This is a genomic window from Thermoanaerobacter wiegelii Rt8.B1, assembly GCF_000147695.2.
Classification (GTDB): domain Bacteria; phylum Bacillota; class Thermoanaerobacteria; order Thermoanaerobacterales; family Thermoanaerobacteraceae; genus Thermoanaerobacter; species Thermoanaerobacter ethanolicus.
On sequence record NC_015958.1, the window covers coordinates 877,380 to 899,942 of the forward strand.

At 35.4% G+C, this 22,563-nt stretch carries 22 protein-coding genes and 1 riboswitch; of the genes, 20 read left to right on the forward strand and 2 right to left on the reverse strand.

What is annotated here, in order from left to right:
• The first annotated feature begins 3 nt into the window (after positions 1-3).
• The 14 genes from THEWI_RS04145 to kamE all read left to right on the forward strand — a co-directional run bounded on the left by THEWI_RS04145 (position 4) and on the right by kamE (position 14,543).
• Positions 4-1,248, forward strand: coding sequence for a TIGR02679 family protein (locus THEWI_RS04145; RefSeq protein ID WP_156786933.1), 1,245 nt, complete (start codon positions 4-6; stop codon positions 1,246-1,248).
• Positions 1,249-1,289: 41 nt separating this feature from the next.
• Positions 1,290-1,730: a type VII toxin-antitoxin system MntA family adenylyltransferase antitoxin gene (gene mntA / locus THEWI_RS04150; RefSeq protein ID WP_003871029.1), complete on the forward strand. Its 441-nt coding sequence runs from the start codon at positions 1,290-1,292 to the stop codon at positions 1,728-1,730.
• 105 nt (positions 1,731-1,835) lie between these two features.
• Complete coding sequence (hepT, locus tag THEWI_RS04155; RefSeq protein ID WP_341853095.1) at positions 1,836-2,162, forward strand: type VII toxin-antitoxin system HepT family RNase toxin; 327 nt, start codon at positions 1,836-1,838, stop codon at positions 2,160-2,162.
• A 19-nt stretch (positions 2,163-2,181) separates the two neighbouring features.
• Entirely contained in the window at positions 2,182-3,810 is a 1,629-nt protein-coding gene (locus THEWI_RS04160) for an MBL fold metallo-hydrolase RNA specificity domain-containing protein (RefSeq protein WP_014062562.1), read from the forward strand.
• 418 nt (positions 3,811-4,228) lie between these two features.
• Positions 4,229-5,107 (forward strand): pyridoxal 5'-phosphate synthase lyase subunit PdxS, encoded by an 879-nt coding sequence (gene pdxS, locus THEWI_RS04165; RefSeq protein ID WP_014062563.1) that lies wholly within the window; start codon positions 4,229-4,231, stop codon positions 5,105-5,107.
• Position 5,108: 1 nt separating this feature from the next.
• Positions 5,109-5,672 carry a pyridoxal 5'-phosphate synthase glutaminase subunit PdxT gene (gene pdxT / locus THEWI_RS04170; protein ID WP_208854401.1) on the forward strand — a complete coding sequence of 188 codons (564 nt, stop codon included), beginning with the start codon at positions 5,109-5,111 and terminating at the stop codon, positions 5,670-5,672.
• 123 nt (positions 5,673-5,795) lie between these two features.
• Positions 5,796-5,974: riboswitch (Lysine riboswitch) on the forward strand.
• 115 nt (positions 5,975-6,089) lie between these two features.
• Positions 6,090-6,476 (forward strand): 3-aminobutyryl-CoA ammonia lyase, encoded by a 387-nt coding sequence (gene kal, locus THEWI_RS04175; RefSeq protein WP_014062565.1) that lies wholly within the window; start codon positions 6,090-6,092, stop codon positions 6,474-6,476.
• Positions 6,477-6,494: 18 nt separating this feature from the next.
• Positions 6,495-7,331 carry a 3-keto-5-aminohexanoate cleavage enzyme gene (kce, locus tag THEWI_RS04180; protein WP_004397226.1) on the forward strand — a complete coding sequence of 279 codons (837 nt, stop codon included), beginning with the start codon at positions 6,495-6,497 and terminating at the stop codon, positions 7,329-7,331.
• Between the two features lie 28 nt (positions 7,332-7,359).
• Entirely contained in the window at positions 7,360-8,400 is a 1,041-nt protein-coding gene (kdd, locus tag THEWI_RS04185; RefSeq protein WP_014062566.1) for an L-erythro-3,5-diaminohexanoate dehydrogenase, read from the forward strand.
• Positions 8,401-8,434: 34 nt separating this feature from the next.
• A complete protein-coding gene (gene kamA, locus THEWI_RS04190) occupies positions 8,435-9,688 on the forward strand; it encodes a lysine 2,3-aminomutase (RefSeq protein ID WP_244262325.1) in 1,254 nt (417 codons plus the stop codon).
• Positions 9,681-10,703 (forward strand): lysine 5,6-aminomutase reactivase subunit KamB, encoded by a 1,023-nt coding sequence (kamB, locus tag THEWI_RS04195; protein ID WP_014062568.1) that lies wholly within the window; start codon positions 9,681-9,683, stop codon positions 10,701-10,703. The genes kamA and kamB overlap by 8 nt, the downstream gene beginning before the upstream one ends.
• Positions 10,693-12,174, forward strand: a complete 1,482-nt coding sequence (gene kamC, locus THEWI_RS04200; RefSeq protein WP_014062569.1) for a lysine 5,6-aminomutase reactivase ATPase KamC — start codon at positions 10,693-10,695, stop codon at positions 12,172-12,174. The genes kamB and kamC overlap by 11 nt, the downstream gene beginning before the upstream one ends.
• 3 nt (positions 12,175-12,177) lie before the next feature.
• Positions 12,178-13,737, forward strand: coding sequence for a lysine 5,6-aminomutase subunit alpha (kamD, locus tag THEWI_RS04205; protein ID WP_014062570.1), 1,560 nt, complete (start codon positions 12,178-12,180; stop codon positions 13,735-13,737).
• A complete protein-coding gene (gene kamE / locus THEWI_RS04210) occupies positions 13,734-14,543 on the forward strand; it encodes a lysine 5,6-aminomutase subunit beta (RefSeq protein ID WP_014062571.1) in 810 nt (269 codons plus the stop codon). The genes kamD and kamE overlap by 4 nt, the downstream gene beginning before the upstream one ends.
• Positions 14,544-14,566: 23 nt before the next feature.
• Here the strand turns inward: kamE and THEWI_RS04215 are convergent, their stop codons facing one another.
• Positions 14,567-15,946 (reverse strand): amino acid permease, encoded by a 1,380-nt coding sequence (locus tag THEWI_RS04215; RefSeq protein WP_014062572.1) that lies wholly within the window; start codon positions 15,944-15,946, stop codon positions 14,567-14,569.
• Between the two features lie 399 nt (positions 15,947-16,345).
• On the opposite strand from THEWI_RS04215, the gene loaP reads away from it, so the two are divergent.
• The 6 genes from loaP (at position 16,346) to THEWI_RS04245 (ending at position 21,581) form a co-directional block, all read left to right on the forward strand.
• On the forward strand, positions 16,346-16,888 hold the full coding sequence (gene loaP / locus THEWI_RS04220) for an antiterminator LoaP (protein ID WP_014062573.1): 543 nt from the start codon (positions 16,346-16,348) through the stop codon (positions 16,886-16,888).
• Positions 16,889-16,995: 107 nt separating this feature from the next.
• Positions 16,996-18,363, forward strand: coding sequence for a phosphoglucosamine mutase (gene glmM, locus THEWI_RS04225; RefSeq protein ID WP_014062574.1), 1,368 nt, complete (start codon positions 16,996-16,998; stop codon positions 18,361-18,363).
• A gap of 30 nt (positions 18,364-18,393) precedes the next feature.
• Positions 18,394-19,302: a UTP--glucose-1-phosphate uridylyltransferase GalU gene (gene galU, locus THEWI_RS04230; RefSeq protein WP_014062575.1), complete on the forward strand. Its 909-nt coding sequence runs from the start codon at positions 18,394-18,396 to the stop codon at positions 19,300-19,302.
• A gap of 78 nt (positions 19,303-19,380) precedes the next feature.
• Positions 19,381-20,064 carry a YveK family protein gene (locus THEWI_RS04235; protein WP_014062576.1) on the forward strand — a complete coding sequence of 228 codons (684 nt, stop codon included), beginning with the start codon at positions 19,381-19,383 and terminating at the stop codon, positions 20,062-20,064.
• 24 nt (positions 20,065-20,088) lie between these two features.
• Entirely contained in the window at positions 20,089-20,802 is a 714-nt protein-coding gene (locus THEWI_RS04240; RefSeq protein WP_014062577.1) for a CpsD/CapB family tyrosine-protein kinase, read from the forward strand.
• The gene (locus THEWI_RS04245; protein WP_014062578.1) at positions 20,802-21,581 is read left to right on the forward strand and encodes a tyrosine-protein phosphatase; all 780 of its coding nucleotides are present in this window, start codon (positions 20,802-20,804) and stop codon (positions 21,579-21,581) included. The genes THEWI_RS04240 and THEWI_RS04245 overlap by 1 nt, the downstream gene beginning before the upstream one ends.
• 10 nt (positions 21,582-21,591) lie before the next feature.
• On the opposite strand, the gene THEWI_RS04250 is transcribed toward THEWI_RS04245, so the two are convergent.
• Positions 21,592-22,503, reverse strand: coding sequence for an LCP family protein (locus THEWI_RS04250; RefSeq protein WP_014062579.1), 912 nt, complete (start codon positions 22,501-22,503; stop codon positions 21,592-21,594).
• Positions 22,504-22,563 lie beyond the last annotated feature (60 nt).

Sequence of the window (22,563 nt, forward strand, 5' to 3'; positions counted from 1 at the left end):
AGGATTTTTGAAGGTATACGGGAAAAGTACAGAAGTTTAGGACGTCTTGGAGGCGTTGTAAAGCTTGATAATCTTACGGAAGATGAAAAAGAAGTACTTACAAACCATTTTAAAAAAGACTATAGGACAAAAAAATCTGCATCCATTGATGTGGCAAAGTTTGAAGAGTCGCTAAAAAATACGCGATTTGAGGAGTATACGCTAAAAGACATACTGGAATACTATTTTGGCGAAAAACTCACCAGCAAAAAAGAGGATATGGAAATATTGGCAAAAGAAAGAGAAGAGTTCTTTAAAGAGCTCTTCTCTAAATACCAGGAATGTAAGTGCATTGATTGGCTAAAAAGTTTGTATGAGGGAACCGCTGTAGGGGTAAGGACAGTAAATCAGAGGTATTTAAATGATAAGGCCGGATTAAAAAAAGATATAATATACGTATGCGATGCCATAAACAATTTGCCTGTTTATAAAGGGGAAAAGAAAAGACTGCCGGTGTTTTCTTCCCAGATTGCACGTAATCCTCACTATTTTGATTCAAATACAGAAGCTGGAAGTATGTTTATAAACGCTTTATGCACTTTAATGGGGCTGAATGAAGTAAAAGGAAGTGAAGAAATATCAGAACTTTATTACAACGTTGGCATTTTGATAGATGAAATATCCAATTATGTCACACTCTCAGGACTTTTGGCATATGAGGGCGATACGGAAAATCAAGTATTTAAGGCTGCTTATGAAAGCAATCAAGTCTTGCAAGTTCCTCTTTTAAATTTGAGTAAAATTGAGAGGGTCATAAGCCCTTCTAAGAAAGTGTATGTTGTAGAGAATCCTTCAGTTTTTACATCTTTAATAGATGCTACAAATAAAGTATTTCCTCTTGTATGCACATATGGCCAGCCAAAACTTTCTTCTCTCCTGCTCTTGGACATGCTTTATAAAGAAGGGACAGAGATATATTACTCGGGAGATTTTGACCCAGAGGGGCTTATGATAGCAGATAGATTGTACAGAAGGTATAAAGACAAGTTTCACTTTTTAAGGTACGGTGTAGAAGATTATTTAAAATCTCTTTCAAATGAAGTCATAAATGATGTGAGGCTTAGTAAGCTAAATAAGATTGAATCACCTTTACTCTTTGATGTGGCAAAGGAGATGAAAATAATAAAAAAAGCAGGGTATCAGGAGCTTATAATAGATGATATTATAAATGATATAAAATTGATTGAAGAAGGTAAGGGGGAGTGGTAAAATTAAGGTAATAAGTATGCCTTCTTAAAGAGGTGTCTGTAGTGGTTCAGAGAGATTTAAAAGAAGTGGAAGAAATATTTAAGAGAAATTTGCAATATTTAAAGGGTAAATATGACATAAAGTTGATATATGTTTTTGGCTCATATAGTAAAGGCACTAATACAAAAAATAGTGATCTTGATATTGCGGTACTTTTAGGGAATGGATATGATCCTATGGACAAACTTGCTTTAATTGGCGATTTGGTTTCAATATTTAAACGAGATGATATAGATTTGGTAGTATTAAATTCTGCAAATCCAGTGTTAAGGCATCAAGTAATAAAGCACGGCAAACTTATTTTTGAAGAAAATGAAGATGTAAAGGTGGAATTTGAGGTTAAAACTCTAAGAGAATATATGGACATGGAATATTTTAGAAAAGTGCAGATGGATGTTATTAAAGAATGGGTAAAAAGTGTTGTAGGTGATAATAGTGACTAAAAGTATAATAGAAACAATAAATTCTAAAATAAAAGAGTTACAAAAAATTTAATATTGTTAAAAAAAGTATCGCAAGAAGTAACTAAAGAAAATATAAAAGAGGATATGCTCAAATATTGGGGAATAGAAAGAGGAATTCAAATATCTATAGAATGTGTTATTGATATAACCAATATAATTATTTCTTCTCTTGGTTTAGAAAAACCCGATACCTATAGAGAAACGGTTTTATTATTAGGTAAATCAAACATTTTGCCAGAAAATTTTGCCAAAAATATTTCTAACATAGTTTCTTTTAGAAATATACTTGTACATGATTATATGAAAATTGATGAGAAGGTGATTGTTGACATATTAAAGAACCATTTGGATGATTTTGTTAAATATATACATTATATAAATAAATGGATCGAAGAAAATTATTATTCCTAATATGAAAGGAGACGTTATTGTGAAAATAAGTTTTTTGGGAGCTGCTAAAGAGGTTACAGGCTCATGCTATTTAGTTGAGACGGAAAAGACTAAGTTTCTTGTTGACTGCGGAATGTTTCAAGGGGGAGAAGTTGAAGACGAGCTAAACTATCAAGAATTTATTTTTGATGTAGCCGATATCGATTTTGTGCTTTTAACTCATGCTCACATAGACCACAGCGGAAGAATTCCTCTTTTGTACAAGAGGGGATACAGAAAAAGGATTTATGCTACAAAAGCTACCGTGGATTTATGCAGATATATGCTTCCAGACAGTGGGCATATACAAGAGATGGAAAGTGAATGGAAAAACAGAAAAAGAAAAAGGGCAGATAAGCCTTTGAGGGAACCTCTTTATACTGCTGATGAGGCGAAAGATTCTTTAAGCATTTTCTATGGAGTAGATTATGGAGAAATAATTGAACCAGCGCAAGATGTAAAAGTGCGATTTAATGATGCAGGACATATGCTTGGCTCATCTATAATCGAAGTTTGGGTAAATGAAAAAGGCAAAGAAACTAAAATTGTATTTTCAGGGGATGTGGGGAATAAAAAAATTCCTCTTTTAAAAGAAGTTACACCGATTAAGAGTGCGGATTATGTTTTGTGTGAGTCCACATATGGCAATAGGCTTCATGAAGATATTGGAGATAGGGCAAAAAAACTTATGGAGATTATCATAAAAACCGTAAAGAGAGGCGGAAATGTCATAATACCTTCTTTTGCTGTCGGAAGGACTCAAGAACTTTTATATGAATTACATAAAAACAGAGAATTGTACAAAGACGAAATAGAGTTTTTAAACAACGTACCTGTTTATGTAGATAGTCCACTTGCAACTTCTATAACAGATGTTTTTACTAAACATCCTGAATATTTGGACAGTGAAGCTCAAGATTATATTAAAAGAGGGGATTTACCCCTTGACTTTCCTAATTTGCACTTTACTCACAGCGTGGAAGAATCAAAAGCGTTAAATGAAATTAAAACACCTGTCATAATCATATCAGCCAGTGGAATGTGTGAAGCTGGGCGAATTAAACACCATTTAAAACACAATTTGTGGAGGCCAGAATGCACGGTTTTGTTTGTGGGGTATCAGGCAAAAGGGACCTTAGGACGTAAACTTTTGGAAGGAGAAAAAAATGTCAAAATATTTGGTGAGGATATTAGCGTAAAAGCTGAAATAGAATATATTGAAAGTTTTTCTGGGCATGCAGACCAAAAGGGTATATTAGATTGGCTTTCTCAATTTACGGATAAGCCAAGGAAAATATTCATTGTACACGGGGAAGATGAAGCACAGGAAGAACTAGCAGATAAGATTGAAAATCAACTAGGCATAGAGACTTTGATACCCTCGCGATATGATACATATAATTTTGAAGAAGATAAACTTTTTACTGCAGAAGCTGAAGATAAAGTTAAGCTGAGCGTTGAACTTACTAACAAGATCGAAGAAATGAAATTAAGAAGTGACAAAGCATTGAATAAACTTCAAGAGTTAATATACAGTAAAGATATAACAAAAGATTTAAGTCCTATTGTAAGTGAGTTAAACAATATAAATGAAAGTTTAATGAAATTGTATAGAGAACTTTTGGATTAGAATGCGTTATGCATTCTTTAGACTGTAGACAAACCTCTTTTTTTCATATAGAGGAGGCATTTTGCATAGGTGAAGCGACTTGTTACAAAGCGGCAACTAAACTTAGCGAGACCAAGGAACGGAGGCAGGGCCGAAGCCAAGGACGGCGGAGGCGGGCACCTGAGGCATGGATGCCACCTGACGTAGGAACCCTGCCGGAGTCCGGGGTCGAGCTTATGTTTAGTCGCTTTGTAACTCTGGAGCGAACAATGCAAAATGCCTCCTTAAGAGAAAATAACTTTGTCAACAAACTGAAGAATGCGTTATGCATTCTTTTTTTGTATCTATAATGTTCCGATTGACTTGTTATTATTTAATAGATACAATTGATATTAAGATACATACAAATACCGATACAATTATAAGGAGGAGTAGAACAATGAATGAAAGGTATGAACTAAATAAAAATCTTGCCCAAATGCTAAAGGGTGGAGTCATAATGGATGTGACAACACCAGAACAGGCGGTTATTGCTGAAAAGGCAGGGGCTGTTGCAGTTATGGCTTTAGAGAGAGTGCCAGCTGATATTAGGGCAAGAGGCGGAGTTGCAAGAATGTCAGACCCTAAAATAATAAAGGAGATAAAGGCAGCAGTATCAATCCCTGTTATGGCAAAAGTTAGAATTGGGCATTTTGTGGAAGCACAGATTTTAGAGGCACTCGGGATAGATTTTATTGATGAAAGCGAAGTTTTAACCCCTGCAGATGAGATGTACCATATAAACAAATGGGATTTTAAAGTGCCGTTTGTATGCGGTGCGAGAAACCTCGGAGAGGCTTTAAGGCGCATAGGAGAAGGAGCTTCAATGATAAGGACAAAAGGAGAGGCAGGGACTGGAAATGTAGTAGAGGCTGTAAGGCATATGAGGACGATAAATGCCGAAATAAAAAGGCTTACAACTTTAAGGGAAGACGAACTTATGGCTGCTGCAAAAGAACTTCAGGCGCCCTATGACCTTGTAAAATATGTTGCACAACACGGAAGACTTCCAGTTGTGAATTTCGCAGCGGGAGGTATTGCCACACCGGCAGACGCGGCACTTATGATGCAACTGGGTGCAGATGGAATTTTTGTGGGTTCAGGAATATTTAAATCGCAAAACCCTGAGAAAATGGCAGCTGCTATAGTAAAAGCCACAGCATATTTTGATAGGCCGGAAATAATTGCGGAAGTTTCAGAAGGGCTAGGAGAAGCGATGGCCAGCATAGATATAAGGCAACTGGAAGAAAAAGATTTATATGCAACAAGGGGATGGTAATTTGCGCGTAGGAGTTTTGGGAGTTCAAGGCTCTGTTAAGGAACATATGGATAAATTAAAGCTTATAAAAGGAATTGAAGCGGTAGAGGCAAAGAACAGGGACACTATCTTAACTCTCGATGCCCTCATTATTCCAGGTGGCGAAAGCACTGCAATAGGAAAAATACTTGTAGATTTTGGGCTTAAAGATGCCATTTTAAAGTTAAACGAGAGGAAAGTTCCTATATGGGGTACTTGTGCAGGCATGATACTTATGGCTAAACATATAGTTAATGATGAGAGGATACACCTTGGAATAATGGATATTACTGTTAGACGAAATGCTTACGGAAGTCAGATTGACAGTTTCAAGACGCGGCTTATGATACCAGCGGTATCTGAAAATGAGATAGAAGCGGTGTTTATAAGAGCGCCGTATATAGAGAGTGTAGGGGATGGTGTTAGGATACTTGCAAATTATGAAGGTAAAATTGTTGCGGCACAGCAGGACAATTTACTTGCTACAGCATTTCATCCAGAACTTACAGATGATTTGAGCTTTTACAAATACTTTTTAGGGCTTTAACTTGTTAAAGCCCTTTTTTACAAAAATTTTTGATATTGTATTGTCAAAAATTTTTTGGGTGTGATATAATATATTATAGATGATAAGCTTTACATTAATTTTGAAAACTTAATAGCTTTTAATAGCATAAATAGAGGAGCGGGCAAGCAGGTACCTACAGGGTGTTAAGGAGAAGAACCTCCAATACTTGTGGCGAAGGTTTGTCTGCCGAAAGGGTATACTTGTTCTTGAGTATATCCTTGGGGGTGAGAACAAAACTCATCACTGTCATGGGTGAGGGCCCATGGAGCGCTATTTATGCAGTGAAAAGATTTTCATTGCATAAATAGCGCTTTTCTTTGTCAAAAAGGCTATTTAGGCACTGAAAATCTTTCAGTGCTTTTATTTTTACAAAGAAAAAGTAAAGGGGGGATTGGTTTGAAGGCAATAATAAGAGTGCGGATGAGTATGCACGATGCCCACTATGGTGGAAATCTTGTTGATGGGGCAAGAATTTTAAACCTTTTTGGGGATGTTGCAACAGAACTTTTGATACGGCATGATGGAGATGAAGGACTTTTTAGAGCCTATGACAATGTTGAATTTCTCGCACCAGTGTATGCAGGAGATTTTATAGAAGCTACAGGTGAAATAGTAGAAGTGGGCAATACTTCGAGGAAAATGGTGTTTGAAGCCAAAAAGGTGATAGCAGCAAGACCTGACATTAGCGATTCGGCGGCAGAAGTTTTAGATAAACCAATCGTTGTATGTAGAGCCAGTGGTACATGCGTAGTTCCAAAGGATAAGCAAATGTATAAGAAATAAAGATGGGGGGGATAGGCAGTGGAAAAATTGATAATAACTGCTGCCATATGTGGAGCAGAAGTCACAAAAAAACACAATCCAAATGTACCATATACAGTAGAAGAAATTGCAAGAGAAGCGGAATCAGCGTACAACGCAGGGGCAAGCATTATTCATTTGCACGTCCGTTATGATGATGGAACACCTACACAAGACAAAGAGAGATTTAGAGAGTGTATCGAAGCCATAAAGGCGAGATGTCCAGATGTGATAATTCAGCCCTCAACTGGTGGAGCTGTTGGTATGACCAGTGAAGAAAGGCTTCAACCTATTTATTTACAGCCAGAAATGGCATCTTTAGATTGTGGTACTTTAAATTTTGGTGGAGATGAAATATTTGTAAATACTGAAAATATGATAATTGAGTTTGCACTTAAAATGAATGAGTTGTCAATAAAGCCTGAACTTGAGGTATTTGACAAAGGTATGATTGATACAGCAATAAGGCTTCACAAAAAAGGATACATAAAAGCGCCTATGCATTTCAATTTTGTGATGGGAGTAAACGGTGGAATATCGGGCGAAATGAGAGACTTCCTGTTTTTAAAAGAAAGTATTCCAGAAGGCAGTACTTTTACTGCAACTGGGATAGGAAGATATGAATTTCCAGTTGCCACAATGGCTATACTGACTGGTGGGCATGTAAGAGTTGGTTTTGAAGATAACGTATACATTTCTAAAGGAGTCCTTGCTAAATCCAATGGAGAATTAGTAGAAAAAGTTGTAAGGATTGCAAGAGAATTAGGAAAGGAAATTGCAACCCCTGATGAGGCAAGAAAGATATTGGGATTAGGGGTAAAATACATGGAGGTTTAATTTTAAAGGAAGGTAGGAGGAGTTATATATGATGGGATGTAAATATGGAACACATCGCGTAATTGAACCAAAAGGGGTTTTGCCACAAGCGGCATACAAGATTTCCAACGATATGGATACAATTTATGATAATGAAATTTTAATAGATGTGATGGCATTGAATATAGATTCTGCAAGTTTTACACAGCTTAAAGAAGAAGCTGGCGGAGATGTGGAAAAAATCAAGGCAAAAATTTTTCAAATTGTAAATGAAAGGGGAAAAATGCAAAACCCCGTTACAGGCTCTGGGGGAATGCTTATAGGCCGTGTTGAAAAAATAGGAGATGCACTACTCGGCAAGAGGGACTTAAAAATAGGGGATAAGATAGCGACATTAGTTTCTCTTACACTTACTCCTCTTAGAATAGATGAGATTTTATCCGTCAAACTCGATATAGACAGAGTTGAAATAAAGGGCAAAGCAATACTTTTTGAAAGCGGAATTTATGCTAAACTTCCTGATGACATGGAAGAAACATTAGCTTTGGCTGCTTTAGATGTAGCAGGAGCGCCTGCTCAAACTGCAAAACTTGTAAAACCAGGTCAGAGTGTTTTAGTGCTTGGAGCTAATGGGAAGTCAGGAATGCTTTGCTGTTATGAGGCTAAAAAAAGAGTAGGACCGACTGGCAAAGTTATAGGAGTTGTGAGAAGAGAAGAAGCAAAGAAAAAATTAGAGGAATTAGACATTTGCCATGAGATTATAATCGCTGATGCGCAAAAACCAGTGGAGGTTCTAAATAAAACTCTAAAAGCAAACGGAGGAAAAGAAGTAGATATTGCTATAAACTGTGTAAATATCCCAAACACAGAGATGTCCACTATTTTGCCTGTAAGAGATGAAGGAATTGCCTATTTCTTCTCAATGGCGACAAATTTCACAAAAGCAGCTTTAGGTGCAGAAGGCGTAGGAAAAGATATCACGATGATAATAGGAAATGGCTATACAAAAGATCATGCAGAAATCACTCTGCAAGAATTGAGAGAGAATGAAAAGCTGAGGAAAGTTTTTGAAGAAATGTATGCTAAGTGAGGCAGAGGTAAATTAAATGGGGGGATTTTTAAAAATGAGAGTTAATAGGAGATATGAGCTTTTCGGCCATGTGTCGGACGAAGAGTGGAACGATTGGAAGTGGCAAATTAGAAACCGAATAGAGACAGTGGAAGAGCTTAAAAAGTATTTGCCTTTGACACAAGAGGAAGAACAAGCGATTTCTAAGACTTTGCAGACTTTGAGAATGGCTATAACGCCATATTACCTTTCTTTAATAGATCCAAACGATCCAAATGACCCTATAAGAAAGAGAGCGGTTCCTACTATAAATGAACTTTACAGGGCTTCCGAAGATTTGGTAGATCCACTTAGTGAAGATGTAGATTCACCAGTGCCGGGGCTTACTCACAGATATCCTGATAGGGTGCTGCTTCTTATAACAGACCAATGCTCTATGTATTGCAGACATTGCACGAGGAGAAGATTTTCAGGACAAACTGATGCGCCACTTCCAATGGATAAAATAGAGAGGGCCATCGAGTACATTGCTAAAACTCCGCAAATACGAGATGTACTTATTTCGGGGGGAGATCCACTTACTCTTTCAGATGATAGGTTAGAGAGGATTATAAAAAGGCTAAGAGAGATACCTCATGTAGAGATAATAAGAATAGGTTCCTCAACTCCTGTTGTGCTTCCACAAAGAATAACGCCCGAACTTGTTAATATGCTCAAAAAATATCATCCAATATGGTTAAATACTCATTTTAATCATCCTCACGAAATAACAGAGGATTCTAGGAGGGCCTGCGAAATGCTGGCAGATGCGGGAATTCCTCTTGGAAACCAGACGGTTCTTCTAAGGGGAGTAAATGATTGCGTACATGTCATGAAAAAACTTGTTCATGAATTGGTGAAAATAAGGGTAAGGCCCTATTATATTTACCAATGTGATTTGTCATTAGGGCTTTCCCACTTTAGGACTCCTGTTTCAAAGGGAATTGAAATTATTGAGGCTTTGAGAGGTCATACATCAGGATTTTGCGTTCCTACCTTTGTGGTAGATGCACCAGGCGGAGGAGGGAAAATTCCAGTAGGCCCCAATTATGTAATATCTCAAAGCCATGACAAAGTAGTTCTTAGAAATTATGAAGGAGTTATCACCACATATATAGAGCCACAAAATTATATGCCAGGTCCTTGTGTATGCGATGAGGAAAGACCAGAAGAAATAACTGGTGTTGCGGGTCTTCTCCAGCAAGACAAAATTGCTACAATAGAGCCTCAAGAATTAGAAAGGAAAAAGAGAAGGAGATTAGATGAGTAAAATACTTGAATTGCTGAAGGACTATCGTACTATTTCTATAATAGGTATGGCGAAAAATGTAGGGAAAACCACTGTGCTAAATTATATTTTGAGTAAGGCCAGGGGTAAATATACCCTTGGTCTTACCTCAATAGGAAGAGATGGAGAAGAGTATGACCAAGTAGCTTTTTTCCCCAAACCTCGAATTTACATAGCTAAAGGTAGCTATATAGCGACAGCGAAAGAGGCTTTGCTAAACAGCGATATTACTAAAGAAATAGTTGCAACTACAGGATTTGATACTCCAATGGGAGAAATAGTAATTGCTAAAGCATTAAGCGATGGTTATGTAGATTTGGCAGGACCATCTATAAATAGTGAAATGGCAAAAGTATGTAACCTTCTTTTGAAATTGGGTTGTGATAAAGCTATTATAGATGGAGCTTTAAGTAGAAAAACTCAGGCTTCTCCTTCTGTATCTGAAGCTACAATACTGGCTACAGGAGCAGCTTTGTCCTATGATATGGAGGAGACGATTAGAAAAACAGCTTTTACTGTGAAACTTTTGTCTATAGAGGCAGAAAAAGATAAAGAAATTTTAAAATTGGCGCAAAATATTTTAGATAACTCTCGTTTGGGTTTTATATACAAAGACAAGCGTTATAAAACGATAGAACTACCTACAGCTATAGATTCTTCTAAAGAGATTGTTGAAAATTTAGAAAGGGCCACTCATGTAGTTATAAAGGGAGTGGTCTCTGATAAATTAATTGAAGATGTGATGAGAGGTACAGATAAGTATAAAGGAGTAGTGTTTCTTGCAGAAGACTCTACAAAGCTTTTTTTACAAGAAGAAACATTTTTAAAGTTTCAAAAGGGTGGTGGCATTTTAAAAGTACTAAAACCAGTAAATTTAGTTTGCGTTACTATAAATCCTGTCTCCTCTTTAAATTATCAGTATGACAAAAAGGAGTTTTTAGAGAGATTAAAAAGAGAAATCTCTATCCCTGTATTTGATGTAATGGGTGGTGATTAATATTAAATTTTTGACAGAAAAAGAAAGAGAGCAAATAGGCTTTAACTATATAATGGCTAAATTGCAGGTTATAACTCCTTATGGGAAAGAAGAGATGAAAAATGTAAAACCTTTTAAAAGAGAGGAAAAAGAAAAAGTTATAAAAGAGTATGACTATATTGAATTAATGAGAGGGAGTTTAGAAAAGGACAAAGAGTTGTTTTATAAAATTTTAAAAATACTTTTTAAGATAAAAGATATAAGAAATAGTGTAAAAAAGTGTAAAACTGGCGAAATTTTAGATGAAGTGGAGCTATACGAAATAAAAATATTTTGCCTTTTGAGTGAAGAACTGCGCACTTTTATAGAAAGATTAAAGATTGACATAGAAGATATAAAGCTAAAATCAGTAAAACCTATTTTAGATTTACTTGACCCTCAAAAAAAGAGGATTGCTACTTTTCACATTTATGATGAATACTCACAAAGGCTTAAAGAAATAAGAGAGAAAAAAAGGGAAATTGAAAGACAAATATTTTTAGAGACAGAAAAGGAAAAAATCGAAAAGTTAAAGGAAAAAAGATTAGAGATAGTGGTTTTAGAGCAACAGGAAGAGTTAGAAGTTAAAAAGAGGATTTCTAAAGAGTTGTTTAGCTACATCAGTATATTAGAAGCTAATATAAAAGCTATAGGTCGTTTTGATTTTTTGATGGCAAAAACTAAATTGTCAATGGAATATGGAGGAATAAAACCCAAGATAAATGAAGACTTAGAGATTAACTTTGCGAATGTAATAAATCCTCAGGTTTCAGACATTTTAAAGGCTCAAGGCAAAAAATTTACTCCAATAAGTTTAAAGATAAAAAATGGAACTACTGTTATAACAGGTGCCAACATGGGAGGAAAAACTGTAGCATTAAAAACTATCACTCTTAATCTTTTATTAGGCATAATGGGGTTTTTTGTATTTGCTGAGGAAGCTTCCTTTCCTATTGTAGATTTTATACATTTTGTTTCTGAGGATTTACAGTCTGTATCAAGAGGATTAAGTAGTTTTGGAGCGGAAGTTATTAAATTAAAAGAAATAATAGAGGATGTAAAAAAAGGGAGTGGGTTTATTGCATTGGATGAGATAGCGAGGGGAACAAATCCAGAAGAGGGATTGTACATTGTAAAAGCTATTTCAAAGTATTTGAATAGTTTTCCTTCTATAACCGTATTAGCCACCCATTATGACGGTGTGGTAGAGGAAAATATGATTCATTATCAAGTAGTGGGGCTGAAAAATGTTGACTTTGAAATGCTAAAACAAAAAATTAGCATGAATAGAAGCAATTCGATAGAAATTCTTCAAGAATATATGGATTACAATTTGGAAAGGGCAGATTCTTTCTATGAAGTTCCAAAAGATGCTTTGAACATTTGTAGAATATTGGGCTTAGAAGAAGAAGTTATAAAACTTGCAGAAAAGTACTATGAGAAGGAGGAGTGATATATGAAAAGCAAGCTCAATTTAAATTGGGATATAGTCAATAAGGCGAGAGAGTGCGCAAGAAATATTGCAGAAAATACACAAAAATTTATTGATGCCCATACTACTGTTGCAATTGAAAGAACAGTATGTAGGCTTTTAGGAATAGATGGAGTAAATGATATGGGAGTCCCTCTTCCTAATGTTGTGGTTGACAACATAAAAAATGGAGGGGGACTTTCACTTGGAGCAGCTTTCTATATAGGTAATGCTATGCTTTATACAGGACTTACTCCTCAACAGATAGCTGAAAAAGTGGGTAGAAATGAACTTGACCTTACTAAAATACCAATGGCGGATTTGTTTGATATAAAATTAGCTGTTCAAGAGGTTGCGGTAAAAACTGTTGAAAAGATAAAAGAAAATAGAAGGAAAAGAGAAGAACTTTTGAAAAAATACGGTGACAAAGAAGAACCACTTCTCTATTTGATTGTGGCAACGGGTAATATCTATGAAGATATTGTGCAGGCACAGGCTGCTGCAAGGCAGGGAGCAGACGTAATTGCGGTAATTAGGACTACAGGACAAAGCCTTTTAGATTATGTACCTTATGGAGCAACTACTGAAGGATTTGGAGGTACTTACGCTACACAAGAGAATTTCCGCCTTATGAGAAAAGCCCTTGATGAGGTTTCTGAAGAGGTAGGGAGGTATATAAGGCTTTGCAATTATTGTTCTGGCCTTTGTATGCCCGAAATTGCGGCTATGGGGGCTTTAGAGAGATTAGATGTTATGCTAAACGATGCATTGTATGGGATTCTTTTTAGAGATATAAATATGAAGAGAACTCTTGTAGACCAATATTTTTCAAGAATTATAAATGGTTTTGCAGGAATTATTATAAACACTGGAGAAGACAATTATTTGACAACTTCTGATGCTTATGAAGAGGCTCACACAGTTTTAGCTTCCCAGCTTATAAATGAACAATTTGCTCTTTTAGCAGGAATTCCTGAAGAGCAGATAGGATTGGGGCACGCTTTTGAAATGAATCCTGACCTTAAAAATGGATTTTTATACGAACTTGCGCAAGCGCAAATGGCAAGAGAGATATTCCCTAAAGCTCCTTTAAAATACATGCCACCTACAAAGTACATGACAGGGAATATTTTTAAAGGGCATGTGCAAGACGCTTTATTTAATATTGTGACTATAATGACAAAGCAAAAGATTCACCTTTTGGGTATGCTTACAGAAGCTATACACACGCCTTTTATGTCTGATAGGGCTTTGTCTATTGAGAGTGCAAAGTATATATTCAACAATATGGCAGATATAGCAGATGAGATATACTTTAAAGAAGGTGGAATAATCCAACAGAGGGCTAATGAAGTTCTTATTAAGGCTTATGAGCTATTGAGGGAAATTGAAAAGGAAGGACTCTTTAGAACATTAGAGCAAGGTAAGTTTGCAGGAATTAAAAGGTCAATGAATGGAGGAAGAGGTTTAGAGGGAGTTGTAGAGAAAGACCCAAACTATTTTAATCCTTTCATAGACCTTATGCTAAGAGGTGATAGACAATGAGCAGTGGGCTTTACTCTACAGAGCGGAAAGATTACGATAAAACCCTTGATTTGACCAAAGTTAAACCCTATGGAGATACGATGAATGATGGAAAAGTTCAATTAAGCTTTACTTTACCTGTACCAGATGGAGAAAAAGCAGTGGAGGCGGCTAAGCAACTAGTAAAGAAGATGGGACTGGAAAATCCAATGGTGGTATATCATACACCTTTGGACAAAGATTTTACCTTCTTCATAATATACGGAAGCCTTATTCACACTGTAGACTATACTTCTATACATGTAGAGACTATAGATATCAAAACTATGACAATGGAAGAAGTCAATAAATACATCAAAGAGCACATAAAGAGGAAAATTGTGGTAGTTGGTGCCACAACAGGAACAGATGCCCACACCGTCGGACTGGATGCCATTATGAATATGAAGGGATATGCAGGTCATTATGGGCTTGAGAGGTATGAGATGATAGAAGCCCATAATCTTGGGAGCCAAGTTCCCAACGAGGAATTTGTTAAAAAGGCGATAGAACTGAAAGCAGACGCGCTTTTGATTTCTCAAACAGTTACACAAAAGGACATTCACATAAAAAATTTGACTCATCTTGTAGAGCTTCTTGAAGCAGAGGGAATAAGAGATAAGGTGTTATTAATATGTGGCGGCCCTAGAATAACTCATGAACTTGCAAAGGAATTGGGGTATGATGCAGGTTTTGGACCAGGTAAATATGCTGATGATGTGGCGACGTTTATAGTAACTGAAATGGTCAAAAGAGGAATAAAAGGTTTAAGAGATTTACAAAAGTAGGAGGCTGTTTTTTGCAGCCTCCCTTATTTTTGTGTATTTAGCACGCTATGGTATCTGCCATAAGCAAAATATATTATCAAGCCTACTAACATCCATATTCCAAACCTTGCCCATGTAACCCAAGGTAGACTTGCCATAAGGTATAAGCTGAAAGCCATTGTAAGAGGTGCTACTACCCAAACAAAAGGAACTCTGAATTTCCTTTCAACATTAGGCATTTTAACTCTTAAGACTAATATTCCTATTGATACAATTACAAATACAGACAGAGTACCTATATTGCAAAGCTCAATAATTATATCAAGTGGCAAAAATCCAGCAATAATAGCTGCTACTACACTTGTAATTATAGTGTTGATATGGGGTGTTCTATATTTGGGATGAACATGGGAGAAAACTTCTGGTAAAAGCCCATCTCTTGCCATAACCATAAATATTCTTATTTGACCGTAAAGAGTTACAAGGAGTGTGGATATCATACCTACGGCAGCACCAGTAGCTACTAATGCAGAACCCCAGTTAATTCCAATGCTCATTAATGCACCTGGGAGAGCATTATCCGGAATAATCTGTTTATAAGGTACCATACCTACTAAAACGACGGCAACTGAAATATAAAGTGCTAATATTACAATCATTGCCATTACAAGTCCTAACGGTACATTTCGAGTTGGATCTTTTGTTTCTTCCGCTGCGGTAGATACGGCATCAAACCCTATATATGCAAAGAATATAATAGCTGCAGCAGACATTATGCCTTTCCAACCGTAAGGTGCAAAAGGTGTTAAATTTGACAATTTTACATGGCTAAAGCCTAAGAACAGGAACAAAAGGATTACCCCTATTTTTAAGAGCACTATAATGTTGTTTGTCATTGCACTTTCTCTGACACCAATGTACAAAATCCAAGCGACAAATGCTGTTACTAAAATTGCGGGCAAATCCATTATTCCTCCCGAAATAGGAGGTTTTGTTATAATTTCTGGCAAAGTTATACCAAAAGACTTTAAAAGTCCTACAAAAGTACCAGACCATCCAGAAGCTACTGCGCTGGCTGAGACTAAATATTCCAAAAGTAAGTCCCAACCTATTATCCAAGCGATAATCTCACCAAAGGCAACATAAGAATAAGTGTAAGTACTTCCAGCAACAGGGAACATTGTAACCAATTCGGCGAATATAAGGGCAGCTAAAGCAGCAGTTATACCGCCTATAACATAAGAAATTATAACGGCTGGACCAGCTCTTAATGCGCCTTCGCCAGTTGTGACAAAGACACCTGTACCTACGACAGAACCTATTGCCAAAGCGGCAAGGTCAATAGCGGTGAGTTTTTTGTTTAAACCTGTCCGTTCAGCTGCTTCCAGCAGCTGGTCTGCTGATTTTTTTCTAAATAAGTCCATCTAAAATCCTCCTAATCCGAAATTTAAAATCACACGCTTAAATATTTTATCAAAAATTTTGCCTCATGTCTCCACATTTTTGTGAATGTTTTAATGTTATAAAGCTTTAAAAATTTACAGCAATAATTTTTTAATATAACTTAAACTTATGCTTTCACCTTGATGGATTTACTACTCCTGCAGGATCGTCACTAAATTCTTTGCTTGTAAAAGCATCGACAATAAAAATTTGCATGAAAAGTCCCCCTTTAACCGTTAATTTGTTTCGAATAATTATAATATAACACAATAGCTGAGTTTTTCAAGTTTCCATTTGTATAATCATTTATATAAGAATTAGAAATTATATGTTGAATTTTGTAAAAATAAGAGATAAAATTATTAAATGGGGGTAGAAAAATGAAAAAATGGTATGTTATTTTTACTCGAAGTGGTTATGAGAACAAAGTTAAAGATATTATTGAAAATTGCTTTAAACAAGAGGAAGTGAAATTGCTTATTCCGAAAAGAAAAATTATAGAGAGAGTAAAAGGACAACCAGTGGAAAAAATTAAACTTTTGTTTCCAGGATATGTTTTTGTAAATGCAGAGATGAGCGATGATTTATATTATAAAATATCTGAAGTTTTAAAAAGAGGTATTTTTCTGAAAGAAGGGAAAAGGCCTGCTTTTGTAAAAGAAGAAGAGATGAAAATAATTTTGGCTCTTACTAAAAATTCTGATTTAATAGATTTGTCAAAAGGTATAATGGAAGGAGAAAGAGTAAAGATAATTGAAGGACCATTGAAAGGGTATGAGGGGCTTATTAAGAAAATAGACAAAAGGAAAAAGAGAGCAAAAGTTATGCTTAGTATAGCGGGGGAACTGAAAAGTGTAGATTTAGCTATTGAAGTAATTGAAAATGTATCTGAGCAGCAAAGGAGTCTGGTTTACGCTTGTTGATATATTTGTGGAAAGTCAAGAAACAATTTTGTGAAGATTGTGTATTGAGGATTTTCAGTATTATCTATATAATTAAATTGTATGACATAAAAAGGAGGTTGAGACAAATGAAGTTGAATGAAAACATGTTTAGGATGTATGATATTAGAGGGGTGTGGGGTGAAGATTTAACTGCTGAGACCGCAGAAATAATAGGAAAGGCTTTTGGTACATATGTGAGACAAAAAGGAATTAAGGATGTGCTGGTAGGCAGAGATAATAGATTATCATCAAGGCCTATACGAGATGCTTTGATTAAAGGACTTACTTCTACAGGCTGTGATGTATTAGATGTAGGGGTTTTGACAACTCCAGCTTTTTACTATTCTAATGTCCTGTACAATTATCAAGCAGGGATGATGATTACTGCAAGCCACAATCCGCCACAATTTAATGGTTTCAAAGTTATGGTAGGACCTTCTACTATTTATGGCGATGAACTTAAAAAACTATACTATATAGCAGAAAAAGGCGAATTTGAAAAAGGTACAGGGAATGTGAAGTATGCTTATCCTATTAATTCGTATATTAACATGATAAAAGAAAAGGTTAAATTAGGTGACAGAAAGCTTAAAGTTGTTGTCGATTGTGGGAATGGCACAGGTTCATATTTTTATCCTGATGTTATATATAACTTAGGTTGTGAAGTATATCCTCTCTATTGTGAATCTGATCCTACATTTCCAAACCATTTCCCAGATCCAGTAAAAGAAGAAAATTTAAAAGATTTAATTGAAGAAGTAAAAAGAGTGAAGGCTGATTTGGGTATAGCTTTTGATGGTGACGGTGATAGAATTGGCGTTGTGGATGATAAGGGGAATATAATTTGGGGAGATATGTTGATGATTCTTTATTGGAGAGAAATAATGAAAAAACATCCCGGTGCCGATGCCATTGTAGAAGTGAAATGTTCTCAGGCATTAGTAGAAGAAATTGAGAGATTGGGAGGCAAGCCTATCTTCTTCAAAACAGGACATTCCCTCATAAAAGCAAAAATGAAAGAATTAGGTACTGTGTTTACAGGAGAAATGTCTGGTCATATGTTTTTTGCAGATGAGTACTATGGATTTGATGATGCGGCATATGCTGCGGCAAGGCTACTTAGAATACTCTCTAACACAGATAAATCTTTGTCTGAGCTTTTAGCTGATGTCCCTAAATATCCTGCAACACCTGAAATAAGGTTAGAATGTGACGATGAGAAAAAATTTGATGTGGTAAAAGGTGTGACTGAGTACTTTAAAGAAAAAGGATACGACATTATAGATGTTGATGGCGCAAGAGTGTTGTTTGACGAAGGATGGGGACTGGTTAGAGCTTCTAACACAGGACCAGAGCTTATTGTGAGATGTGAGGCAAAGACAGAAGAGAAACTTGAAGCAATTAAAAAAGAGCTTTCAGAAGCTTTAGCTAAATTTGGTGTGAAATTTAAATAAGCTGTAAAACTTACATGGGAGGAAAAAACAGTGAAAATAAAAAAGGCGATAATTCCAGCTGCAGGCCTTGGTACCAGGTTTTTACCTGCTACCAAGGCTCAGCCTAAAGAGATGCTTCCAATTGTGGACAAACCCACTATTCAGTACATAGTTGAAGAAGCGATACAGTCGGGGATAGAGGACATTCTTATAATAACTGGCAGAAATAAAAGAGCAATAGAAGACCATTTTGATAAATCTGTGGAGTTGGAGCTGGAGTTAAAAAAGAAAAAGAAGGAAAGCCTTTTACACCTTGTAGAAGATATTAGCAATATGGTAAACATTCACTATATAAGGCAAAAGGAACCAAAAGGTTTAGGACATGCTATATACTGTGCGAGAGCATTTGTGGGCAATGAACCCTTTGCTGTTCTTTTAGGGGATGATATAGTAGATGCGGAAGTCCCTGTTTTAAAGCAGATGATAGAACAATACGAAAGGTACAACTGTTCTATTATTGGGGTACAAGAAGTGCCGTATGAGGATGTAGATAAATATGGTATTGTTGATTCTACACCTATTGAGGACAGATTGTATAAGGTGAATAATCTCGTAGAAAAGCCTAAAAAAGAAGAAGCTCCATCAAATATAGCTATTCTGGGAAGATATATAATAACGCCAAGAATATTTGAAATATTAGAAAACACGCCACCAGGAACAGGTGGGGAGATACAGCTTACAGATGCTTTAAAAACTCTTTTAAATTATGAAGCAATTTACGCCTATAATTTTATTGGCAAGAGATATGATGTAGGGGATAAATTAGGTTACCTTATGGCAACTGTTGAGTATGCTCTGAAAAGAGAGGACTTAAGGGAACCTTTTAAGAGGTATTTATTAGAACTTGTTGACAATTTAACAGCTATCGAAAAGGAGGCTGCGGTTACAAAAGTAAAATAGCAAAAAAGTTTAAAAAGAACTGAATTTTGCTTTTATAGCGAATTGTATACAAAGGAAAAGATAAAAGGGGGTTTAAAAATGGCAGAAGAGGAAATTGATTTGCGCGAAATTTTCCTGATTATGAGAAAAAGGGCAAAAGTGATAGTAATTATTACCCTTTTAGCTATGATAGTGAGCGGGATTTTTTCATATTTCATTGCTACTCCTGTGTATAAGGCGAGTACTTCTTTGATAGTCAGCAGAACACAAAGTTCTGTGCTTACCAATAGCCAGATACAAGTTCAAGATATACAAACTAGTAGGATGTTAGCTGCCACTTATAGTGAAATTGTTAAAAGTAGGAGGGTTCTGCAGCCAGTAATTGAGAGACTGAGGTTACCTCTAACAGTTGACCAATTAAAAAATAGTGTTGATGTAGCAGCTAAAGATAACACAGAGATTATTGAGATAAGCGTAGAAAATAGTGATCCTAGTAAAGCAGCAGAAATGGCAAATGCCATTGCAGATTCGTTTATGGAAAATATTGTAAAAATAATGAAAATTGATAATGTGCAGGTAATTGATAAAGCTATTCCACCAACCTCTAAAATTAGCCCGAAAACAAGTTTGAATATTGCAGTAGCAGCTATTTTAGGCCTTATGGTAAGCATTTTTGTTGTATTTTTATTGGAATATATGGACAGGACTATAAAAAGCCCAGAAGATATAAAGAAGTACTTGGACTTACCTGTATTAGGTGTCATTCCCGAAATAAAAAATTAAATTTAGGTAAGGATGTGAAAATGAATGGTAGCAGCAAGAAATCTAATTGTAGCAGATCCAAAATCGCCTTTTGCTGAGGCTTTTCGTGCTTTAAGAACTAATTTGCAATTTACAAGTGTAGATAAAAAAGTTAAAAGTATATTAATTACCAGTTCACTACCTAATGAGGGAAAGAGTACTGTTGTTAAAAACTTAGCTTATTCTGTAGCTTTGACAGGAAGTAAAGTTATTGTAATAGATGCAGATTTAAGGAATCCCACAGTTCATAAAACTTTTAATTTGCCTAATAGTAGAGGCTTAACAAATTTATTGATAGATGAAGGGGACTATGAGGCTTATTTAAATATAGATAACAGCTACAATAATTTACATATATTAACTTCCGGACCGATTCCACCTAATCCAGCAGAGTTATTGGGTTCGAATAAAATGAAAAAATTATTAAGTAATATTCAAAAAGATTACGACTATGTATTTATAGATAGTCCTCCTGTTGTAACTGTTACAGATGCAGTAGTATTAGCGCCAGTGGTTGACGGAGTAATACTTGTTATACAAGCTGGGAAAACAGAAATTGAAGCAATCAGCCGAGCAAAAGAAATTTTAGAAAGTGTAAAAGCTAATATTCTTGGGGTTGTACTAAATAGAGTAAAAGAAAGCCATAGAGGATACTACTATTACTATTATTATTATTATGATGATAATAAACCACAACATAAGAAAAGAAGGAAAAGATAATGGTGGACATACATTGTCATATATTACCTAACCTTGATGATGGTGCTGAGTCCTTGGACATTTCGAAGGAAATGGCACTTATTGCAGTACAAGATGGTATAAAGTCAATTGTAGCGACACCTCATTATATAGAATATGAGCATGAAATATCAAAAGAGAGTATTTTAAATACTTGTCAGCAGGTAAATGAGTTTTTAATTCAAAAGCGCATAGATTTAAAGATAATTCCAGGGTGTGAAGCTTTTGTTTCTCCTACATTAGTGAAAAGTTATAAAAAAGGGGAAGTTATGTCAATAAATGATATGGGTAAATATATTTTGATAGAATTACCAGTAGCTAGTTATCCGGAATACATAGAGGATGTAATATTTGACTTTAAGGTGATAGAAGTTACTCCTATTATAGCTCACATAGAAAGATATTCATATGTTAAAGGAGATTTTGATATAATATACAGGTTAATTAACGAAGGAGCGCTTATGCAAATTAATTCTACAAGCATTACAGGCTTGTTTGGAGATGAGATAAGGTATAAGTCATTAGAGCTTATAAAACACAATATGGTGCATTTTATAGCTTCTGATGCTCATACAACAAGGGGGAGAGCGCCTAAGATATCAAAAGCTTTAGAGACTTTAAAAAAAGAAGGAATTGAAGATGCCTACATAGACTATTTGATTAGTAACAGTCAAAAAGTGATTAATGGCGAAGATATTGAAGTGATAGAACCAATAAAAAAGAAACTAAGTTGGTTTCACAAAATAAAGAGACGCTTCTAGCTGCGTCTCTTTATTTTGTGAATTCTTGAAGCACCTCGTTTAATTTTTCTATATCTGGTTTCCAATAACTTATTCCATTTAAATCATAAAAGTCTCCTGGCACTGTGAATTTTTCTATCGAATCTGGTGATACGTCTTTAACGAAGTATATTAAGGCAAGTATTTGCTCATAATTGAGATTAGTGTACAACTTTCCTTTAAAAGTATTGTATAAATTTATATAAGTAGAAACATCTTTTGCTTTACTCTTAAGCTGGCTAGCAAAGGCAATTATAAACTTTTGTTGCCTTTTAACTCTGTTTATATCTCCCATGGGGTCATATCTCCATCTTACATACTGATAAGCCTTTTGCCCATCCAAAATTTGGTATCCTTTATCTAGGTTGGCTCCATGGCTATGCATGTTTACTTCTACATCGAGAGGTACACCACCGATTGCGTCTACAATATCTGGTATTGTTTGCATGTCTATTGAAATGTAATAAGGCACATTGATACCTAAAAAATCACTTATGGTTTTTAAGCTAAGAGCATAACCTTTTTCTCCCATACCGCCATATACATATGCAGCATTTATTTTGTCTTTATAAAATCCGGGAATATCTACATATGTATCTCGCGGAATAGAAAGAACTTTTACGACTTTACCATTAAAATCAATTGAAAATATCATTATAGTATCAGTCCTAAAATTTCCTATGGTGTGTACTCTTTCATCATCTTTGTCTAAGCCTAAAAAGGCAATATATATTTTACTTTTAGATAATGCCTGTTCAGAATTGGAAATATTATTTTTGTTATCATTATTAAATGCAGATTCTGGATGTTTTGTTATATGGATGTATTTATAATATACAAAAAAGGCACATGAAGCTATAATAGCTACTATTAAAAAGAAAATAAACCATTTTCTTTTTTTCATTTGTTTTCACCCTGTTGCTTGTGTATAAAAAATGTAACGTATTATTAGAATATTTTGTTA

Bases quoted from the DNA above. Each gene is read 5' to 3' on its own strand.
- hepT (WP_341853095.1), top strand. From the start codon at position 1,836: ATGCTCAAATATTGGGGAATAGAAAGAGGAATTCAAATATCTATAGAA.
- pdxS (WP_014062563.1), top strand. From the start codon at position 4,229: ATGAATGAAAGGTATGAACTAAATAAAAATCTTGCCCAAATGCTAAAG.
- kdd (WP_014062566.1), top strand. From the start codon at position 7,360: ATGATGGGATGTAAATATGGAACACATCGCGTAATTGAACCAAAAGGG.
- kamA (WP_244262325.1), top strand. From the start codon at position 8,435: ATGAGAGTTAATAGGAGATATGAGCTTTTCGGCCATGTGTCGGACGAA.
- kamB (WP_014062568.1), top strand. From the start codon at position 9,681: ATGAGTAAAATACTTGAATTGCTGAAGGACTATCGTACTATTTCTATA.
- kamD (WP_014062570.1), top strand. From the start codon at position 12,178: ATGAAAAGCAAGCTCAATTTAAATTGGGATATAGTCAATAAGGCGAGA.
- kamE (WP_014062571.1), top strand. From the start codon at position 13,734: ATGAGCAGTGGGCTTTACTCTACAGAGCGGAAAGATTACGATAAAACC.
- THEWI_RS04215 (WP_014062572.1), bottom strand. From the start codon at position 15,946: ATGGACTTATTTAGAAAAAAATCAGCAGACCAGCTGCTGGAAGCAGCT.
- loaP (WP_014062573.1), top strand. From the start codon at position 16,346: ATGAAAAAATGGTATGTTATTTTTACTCGAAGTGGTTATGAGAACAAA.
- glmM (WP_014062574.1), top strand. From the start codon at position 16,996: ATGAAGTTGAATGAAAACATGTTTAGGATGTATGATATTAGAGGGGTG.
- THEWI_RS04235 (WP_014062576.1), top strand. From the start codon at position 19,381: ATGGCAGAAGAGGAAATTGATTTGCGCGAAATTTTCCTGATTATGAGA.
- THEWI_RS04240 (WP_014062577.1), top strand. From the start codon at position 20,089: ATGGTAGCAGCAAGAAATCTAATTGTAGCAGATCCAAAATCGCCTTTT.
- THEWI_RS04245 (WP_014062578.1), top strand. From the start codon at position 20,802: ATGGTGGACATACATTGTCATATATTACCTAACCTTGATGATGGTGCT.
- THEWI_RS04250 (WP_014062579.1), bottom strand. From the start codon at position 22,503: ATGAAAAAAAGAAAATGGTTTATTTTCTTTTTAATAGTAGCTATTATA.